Origin of the sequence: Streptomyces sp. NPDC046876 (assembly GCF_040645035.1) — a bacterium.
Classification (GTDB): Bacteria; Actinomycetota; Actinomycetes; order Streptomycetales; family Streptomycetaceae; genus Streptomyces.
Genome location: NZ_JBEYXK010000177.1, coordinates 1 through 6,120, shown reverse-complemented (window position 1 = coordinate 6,120; position 6,120 = coordinate 1). Strand labels below are relative to the sequence as shown.

General features: G+C 71.8%; 6 protein-coding genes. 3 read left to right on the top strand and 3 right to left on the bottom strand.

What is annotated here, in order from left to right; all coding sequences use genetic code 11:
- On the top strand, positions 1-538 hold a 538-nt coding region (locus tag ABZ924_RS37575; RefSeq protein WP_361920072.1), incomplete at its 5' end, for a DUF4396 domain-containing protein.
- Positions 539-557: 19 nt separating this feature from the next.
- On the opposite strand, the gene ABZ924_RS37570 is transcribed toward ABZ924_RS37575, so the two are convergent.
- A complete protein-coding gene (locus ABZ924_RS37570) occupies positions 558-1,190 on the bottom strand; it encodes a sulfite oxidase-like oxidoreductase (RefSeq protein WP_361920070.1) in 633 nt (210 codons plus the stop codon).
- Positions 1,191-1,362: 172 nt separating this feature from the next.
- Between ABZ924_RS37570 and bfr the strand changes: the two genes are divergently transcribed.
- Complete coding sequence (gene bfr, locus ABZ924_RS37565; protein WP_361920068.1) at positions 1,363-1,842, top strand: bacterioferritin; 480 nt, start codon at positions 1,363-1,365, stop codon at positions 1,840-1,842.
- A 42-nt stretch (positions 1,843-1,884) separates the two neighbouring features.
- On the opposite strand, the gene ABZ924_RS37560 is transcribed toward bfr, so the two are convergent.
- Together ABZ924_RS37560 and ABZ924_RS37555 are read right to left on the bottom strand one after the other, a co-directional pair.
- Positions 1,885-2,163 carry a (2Fe-2S)-binding protein gene (locus ABZ924_RS37560; protein ID WP_361920066.1) on the bottom strand — a complete coding sequence of 93 codons (279 nt, stop codon included), beginning with the start codon at positions 2,161-2,163 and terminating at the stop codon, positions 1,885-1,887.
- Between the two features lie 157 nt (positions 2,164-2,320).
- Positions 2,321-3,676: a class II 3-deoxy-7-phosphoheptulonate synthase gene (locus ABZ924_RS37555; protein WP_361920064.1), complete on the bottom strand. Its 1,356-nt coding sequence runs from the start codon at positions 3,674-3,676 to the stop codon at positions 2,321-2,323.
- A 294-nt stretch (positions 3,677-3,970) separates the two neighbouring features.
- Between ABZ924_RS37555 and ABZ924_RS37550 the strand changes: the two genes are divergently transcribed.
- Entirely contained in the window at positions 3,971-5,893 is a 1,923-nt protein-coding gene (locus tag ABZ924_RS37550) for an anthranilate synthase family protein (RefSeq protein WP_361920062.1), read from the top strand.
- The last annotated feature ends 227 nt before the right edge of the window (positions 5,894-6,120 follow it).

The following is a 6,120-nucleotide window of genomic DNA, read 5'->3' as shown; positions in this document are numbered from 1 at the left end:
ACACCACCATGGCCACGACGGCCACCAGGGTCACCACGGCCACGACGGCCACGACGGCCACGACGGCCACGACGGCCACGACGGCCACGACGGCCACGGTAAGGCCAGCTGGGGCATGGCGGCCCGGGCCACGCTGCACTGCCTGACCGGCTGCGCCATCGGCGAGGTCCTCGGCATGGTCGTCGGCACCGCGCTGGGCTGGGGCAACGCCCCGACGATGGTCCTCGCGATCGCCCTCGCGTTCCTCTTCGGCTACGGGCTCACCCTGCGCGGGATCCTCGCCGCCGGCGTGGACCTGGGCTCGGCCGTGCGGGTGGCGCTGGCCGCCGACACCCTGTCGATCGCCGTCATGGAGCTGATCGACAACGGGGTGATCCTGGTGTGGCCGGGCGCGATGGACGCCCACCTGTCGGAGGCGCTGTTCTGGATCGCCCTCGCGATCTCGCTCGCGCTGGCCTTCGTCGTGACGACCCCGGTCAACAAGTGGATGATCGGCCGGGGCAAGGGGCACGCGGTGGTCCACCAGTACCACCACTGACGGACCCGCCCCGGGCCGGCTACAGCTCGGGGCCGTCCCCCGGCTCCTCCTGGTAGGAGTAGCGCTGCTCGCGCCAGGGGTCGCCGATGTTGTGGTAGCCGCGCTCCTCCCAGAAGCCGCGGCGGTCGGCGGTCATGTACTCGATGCCGCGGACCCACTTCGGGCCCTTCCAGGCGTACAGGTGGGGCACGACGAGGCGCACGGGGAAGCCGTGCTCGGCGGTGAGCAGCTCACCGCCCATGTGGGTGGCGAAGAGGGTCCGCTCGGAGGCGAAGTCGGCCAGCCGCAGGTTGGAGCTGAAGCCGTACTCGGCCCACACCATCACGTGCGTGGCCTCGGGGGCCGGCGGTGCGAGGGCGAGGATCTCACGGGCGAGCACTCCGCCCCATTCGGCGCCCACCATGCTGAACTTCGTCACGCAGTGGAGGTCGGCCACGACCGTCTCGAACGGCAGGGCCGTGAACTCCTCGTGGTTCCAGCAGTGCTTCTCGCCGTCCGCGGTGGCGCCGAAGACGCGGAACTCCCAGCGGTCCGGCTTGAACTTGGGTACGGGCCCGTAGTGGGTGACCGGCCAGCCCCGCTGAAGCCGCTGCCCCGGTGGAAGCTCCGGCTGCTCTGCTCCCGGAGATTCCCGGCTTTCCGGCTGACCCATGACTCCATGGTGACAGACGCGGACGGGTGGTCATGACCAGGTGCGGGCCGATTCGGGCATGTCATGGCAACTCCCACTAAGGAGGCACTTACTGGACGGCCTCCTGCGGCGGTGGAAGGATGCGCGCACCACCACGTCACATGGCTGACATTGCCTGGAAGGAGCCTCTGCGATGCAGGGCGACCCCGAGGTCCTCGAGTTCCTGAACGAGCAGCTGACCGGCGAGCTCACGGCGATCAACCAGTACTGGCTCCACTACCGGATCCAGGACAACAAGGGTTGGACCAAGCTGGCCAACTACACCCGCGCCGAGTCCATCGACGAGATGAAGCACGCGGACAAACTCACCGAGCGCATCCTGATGCTGGACGGGCTCCCGAACTACCAGCGCCTGTTCCACGTGCGGGTGGGCCAGACGCTGACCGAGATGTTCCAGGCGGACCGCCAGGTGGAGGTCGAGGCGATCGACCGCCTCAAGCGCGGGATCGAGGTGATGCGCGGCAAGAACGACATCACGTCGGCGCGGCTGTTCGAGGACATCCTGGAGGACGAGGAGCACCACATCGACTACCTCGACACCCAGCTGGAGCTGATCGAGACCCTCGGGGAGCAGCTGTACATCGCGCAGCTGATCGAGCAGCCGGAGAGCTGACGTGCGCAGCTCGGCCTGCGCCGCCTGCGCCGCCTGCGCGGCCTACGCGGCTTCGGCGAGCTGCGGGGCCGGGGCGAGCACGGCCGCCGCGTGGCCCTTGTCCACCAGCTCGCGGCGGGGGCAGGCCCCGCGGCCGAGCAGGCCCTGGATGGTGCGGACGCAAGAGCCGCAGTCGGTTCCGGCCTTGGTGACCGAGGCGATCTGGCGGGGGGTGCAGGCCCCGGCAGCCGCGTGCTCCTTGACCTGCTGGTCGGTGATGCCGAAGCAGGAGCAGACGTACACGCGGTTCACCTCCCTGTCAGGAACGGTTTCCTCAGCCATCCCCAATTCGGTGAGGCTTACCTAACCGTACCTAAAGCAGCCATGGCCGAAAACCCCCGGGAACGGCAGTGGGGCGCGGATCACATCGATCCGCGCCCCACTGTCATCGGGTGCTCACGGGCAGGTGCCGGGCCTCGCGGCCGCCCTGCCGGCCGGCCTACTGGTCCCGGTACATCTCCGCGACGAGGAAGGCCAGGTCCAGGGACTGGCTGCGGTTGAGCCGCGGGTCGCACGCCGTCTCGTAGCGCTGGTGCAGGTCGTCGACGAAGATCTCGTCGCCGCCGCCCACGCACTCGGTGACGTCGTCGCCCGTGAGCTCGACGTGGATGCCGCCCGGGTGGGTGCCCAGCGCCTTGTGGACCTCGAAGAAGCCCTTGACCTCGTCGAGCACGTCGTCGAAGCGGCGGGTCTTGTGGCCGGAGGCCGCCTCGAAGGTGTTGCCGTGCATCGGGTCGGTGACCCAGGCGACGGTCGCGCCCGAGGCGGTGACCTTCTCCACGAGCTCGGGGAGCTTGTCGCGGACCTTGTCGGCGCCCATGCGGACGACGAAGGTCAGCCGGCCCGGCTCGCGCTCGGGGTCGAGGCGGTCGATGTACGTCAGCGCCTCGTCCACCGTGGTGGTGGGGCCGAGCTTGATGCCGACCGGGTTGGCGATCTGCGAGCAGAACTCGATGTGCGCGTGGTCCAGCTGGCGGGTGCGCTCACCGATCCAGACCATGTGGCCGGAGGTGTCGTACAGCTTGCCGGTGCGCGAGTCGGTACGGGTCAGCGCGCCCTCGTAGTCGAGCAGCAGCGCCTCGTGCGAGGAGTAGAACTCCACCGCCTTGAACTCGGCCGGGTCGGTGCCGCAGGCCTTCATGAAGTTCAGCGCGTTGTCGATCTCCCGCGCGAGCTGCTCGTAGCGCTGCCCGGACGGGGAGGACTTCACGAAGTCCTGGTTCCAGGCGTGCACCTGGCGCAGGTCGGCGTAGCCGCCGGTGGTGAAGGCGCGCACCAGGTTCAGCGTCGACGCCGAGGCGTGGTACATGCGCTTGAGGCGCTCGGGGTCGGGGACGCGGGCCTCGGAGGTGAAGTCGAAGCCGTTGACGGAGTCGCCGCGGTAGGTCGGCAGGGTCACGCCGTCGCGGGTCTCGGTGTCCTTGGAGCGCGGCTTGGAGTACTGGCCCGCGATGCGGCCGACCTTGACGACCGGCACGGAGGCCGCGTACGTCAGGACGGCGCTCATCTGGAGCAGCGTCTTCAGCTTGGCGCGGATGTGGTCGGCGGACACGGCGTCGAAGGCCTCGGCGCAGTCGCCGCCCTGAAGCAGGAACGCCTCGCCCTTGGCGACGGCTCCCAGACGGGCGCGCAGCTGGTCGCACTCACCCGCGAAAACGAGCGGAGGATACGACTCGAGGTCCGCGACAACAGCGCGCAGGGCCTCGGCATCGGGGTACGAAGGCTGCTGCGCCGCGGGAAGGTCTCGCCAGGTCGCCTTGGCGGCGAGGGCTTGGGTTTCAGCGTTCACGGTCACCCCATACACATTACGGCGTCACACCTCGCGTCCGGCCTGAGGACCACTACGTGAGACAGACGATCTCTCGTCCGTGCCGTTCCACCGTGTTACCGGGCGGTGGCGCCACGACGTGGGTTAGGGTTCACCGCATGTACGCATTCACCTGCCAGAACTGGTGGTGGACCGCTCCCGGCGGCCCACTTCGTCTGCGTACCCACTGAGACCAGCGACGCGAAGGCCGCCCCGAGGGGCGGCCTTCGGTGCTTTCCGAGGCCCGGCCGCCCCTCCCACCGGAAGGACGACCGACACCCCATGAGCACCGCCACCGACACCGCCACCGAGACCGGCGGCAGCCGCCTGCTCGACCTGCTGCGCCCCGACGGGCCGCCGTTCGCGCTGCTGCGCCGGCGCACCCCCGGGCGCGACCACGACACCGTCGAGGTGCTGCTCGGCGCGGTCCACGAGGCCGAGCGCCTCGCCGACCTGCCGGTGCGCGAGCTGCCCACCCTCGCCCTGGTGCCGTTCCGGCAGATCCGCGAGCGCGGCTTCGACGTCCGCGACGACGGCACCCCGCTGAGCGTGCTGGCCGCCGAGGAGGCGTACGAGGTCCCGCTCGCCGAGGCCGTCGCCGTGCTGCCCGCCCACGGGGTGCGGGTCGAGGGCGGCGGCTTCGACGTGCCCGACGAGGAGTACGCGGCCACCGTGCGGCGGGTCGTCGAGGACGAGATCGGCCGCGGCGAGGGCGCGAACTTCGTCATCCGCCGCACCTACGGGGGCCGGATCGACGGCTTCGGCCGGGCCGACGCGCTCGCGCTGTTCCGGCGGCTGCTGCTGGGCGAGCGGGGCGCGTACTGGACGTACGTGGTCCACACCCCGGACCGGACCCTGGTGGGGGCCAGCCCGGAGGTGCACGTCCGCATGACCGGCGGCACGGTCGTGATGAACCCCATCAGCGGCACCTACCGCTACCCCGCCTCCGGCCCCACGGCCGAGTCGCTCCTGGCCTTCCTCGGCGACCGCAAGGAGACCGAGGAGCTGTCGATGGTGGTCGACGAGGAGCTCAAGATGATGTGCACGGTCGGCGACCGGGGCGGGGTCGTCGTCGGGCCGCGGCTGAAGGAGATGGCGCACCTCGCGCACACCGAGTACGAGCTGCGCGGCCGCTCCTCGCTGGACGTGCGCGAGGTGCTGCGGGAGACCATGTTCGCGGCGACCGTAACGGGCTCGCCCGTCCAGAACGCCTGCCGGGTGATCGAGCGGTACGAGGCCGGCGGCAGGGGCTACTACGCCGGGGCCCTGGCCCTGCTGGGCCGGGACGCGGCCGGCGTGCAGACCCTGGACTCCCCCATCCTGATCCGCACGGCGGACATCGCCGCGGACGGCACGCTGCGGGTGCCGGTGGGCGCCACCCTGGTCCGGCACTCCGACCCGGCGGGCGAGGTCGCCGAGACGCATGCCAAGGCGGCCGGGGTGCTGGCGGCGCTCGGGGTCCGCCCGGCGGCCCCGCGGCCCGCCTTCGAGGGGGCCCGGCTCGCCGAGGACCCGCGGGTCCGGGAGGCGCTGGCCGGGCGGCGGCGCGACCTCGCACCGTTCTGGCTGCGGATGCAGGAGCAGGCGCCCGCCGTGGCCGGGCACTGCCTGGTGGTGGACGGCGAGGACACCTTCACCGCGATGCTGGCCCACGTGCTGCGGGCCGCCGGGCTGGAGGTGACCGTACGCCGCTACGACGAGCCGGGGCTGCGCGAGGCCGCCCTCGCGCACCCGGGGCCGGTCGTACTGGGCCCCGGGCCGGGCGATCCGGCCGAGGCCGCGGACCCGAAGATGCGGCTGCTGCGCGGGCTGGCCCGGGAGCTGCTGGCCCGGCACCGGGGCGGGCTGCTCGGGGTGTGCCTGGGGCACGAGCTCATCGCCGCCGAGCTTGGGCTGCCGCTGGTGCGCAAGGCCGAGCCGGCGCAGGGGGCGCAGGTGGAGATCGACCTGTTCGGTGCCCGGGAGGTGGTCGGCTTCTACAACACGTACACGGCGGCCTGCGACGCGGAGGCCGAGGCGGTGCTGGCCGCGCACGGCGTGGAGGTGGCGCGGGATCCCGACACGGGCGAGGTCCACGCCGTCCGCTGCGCGGCGCGCGGCTTCGCGGGCGTCCAGTTCCACCCGGAGTCGGTCCTGACCCTGCGCGGCGCGCACCTCCTGTCCGACCTCCTCCACTCCGTAACCCCGGCAGACCGCCCGGCGTAACCACCGGACACCACCCCTGACCCGTGGCCCCGGCATTTCCAGCCCCGCCGCCCTCCGACGCCGGGGACCCGGCATCTCCAGCCCCGCCGACCCGCCTGAGCCGAGGGCCCGGCATTTTCAGCCCCGCCGGCGTTTGAGGCGCGGGTCCGGGCAGAGCCCGGTGCCCGGCGGAGCCGGGATTCTTGGGGCACCGCCCCCGCTCCGAAGCCGGGGTCCGGCATTTTCAG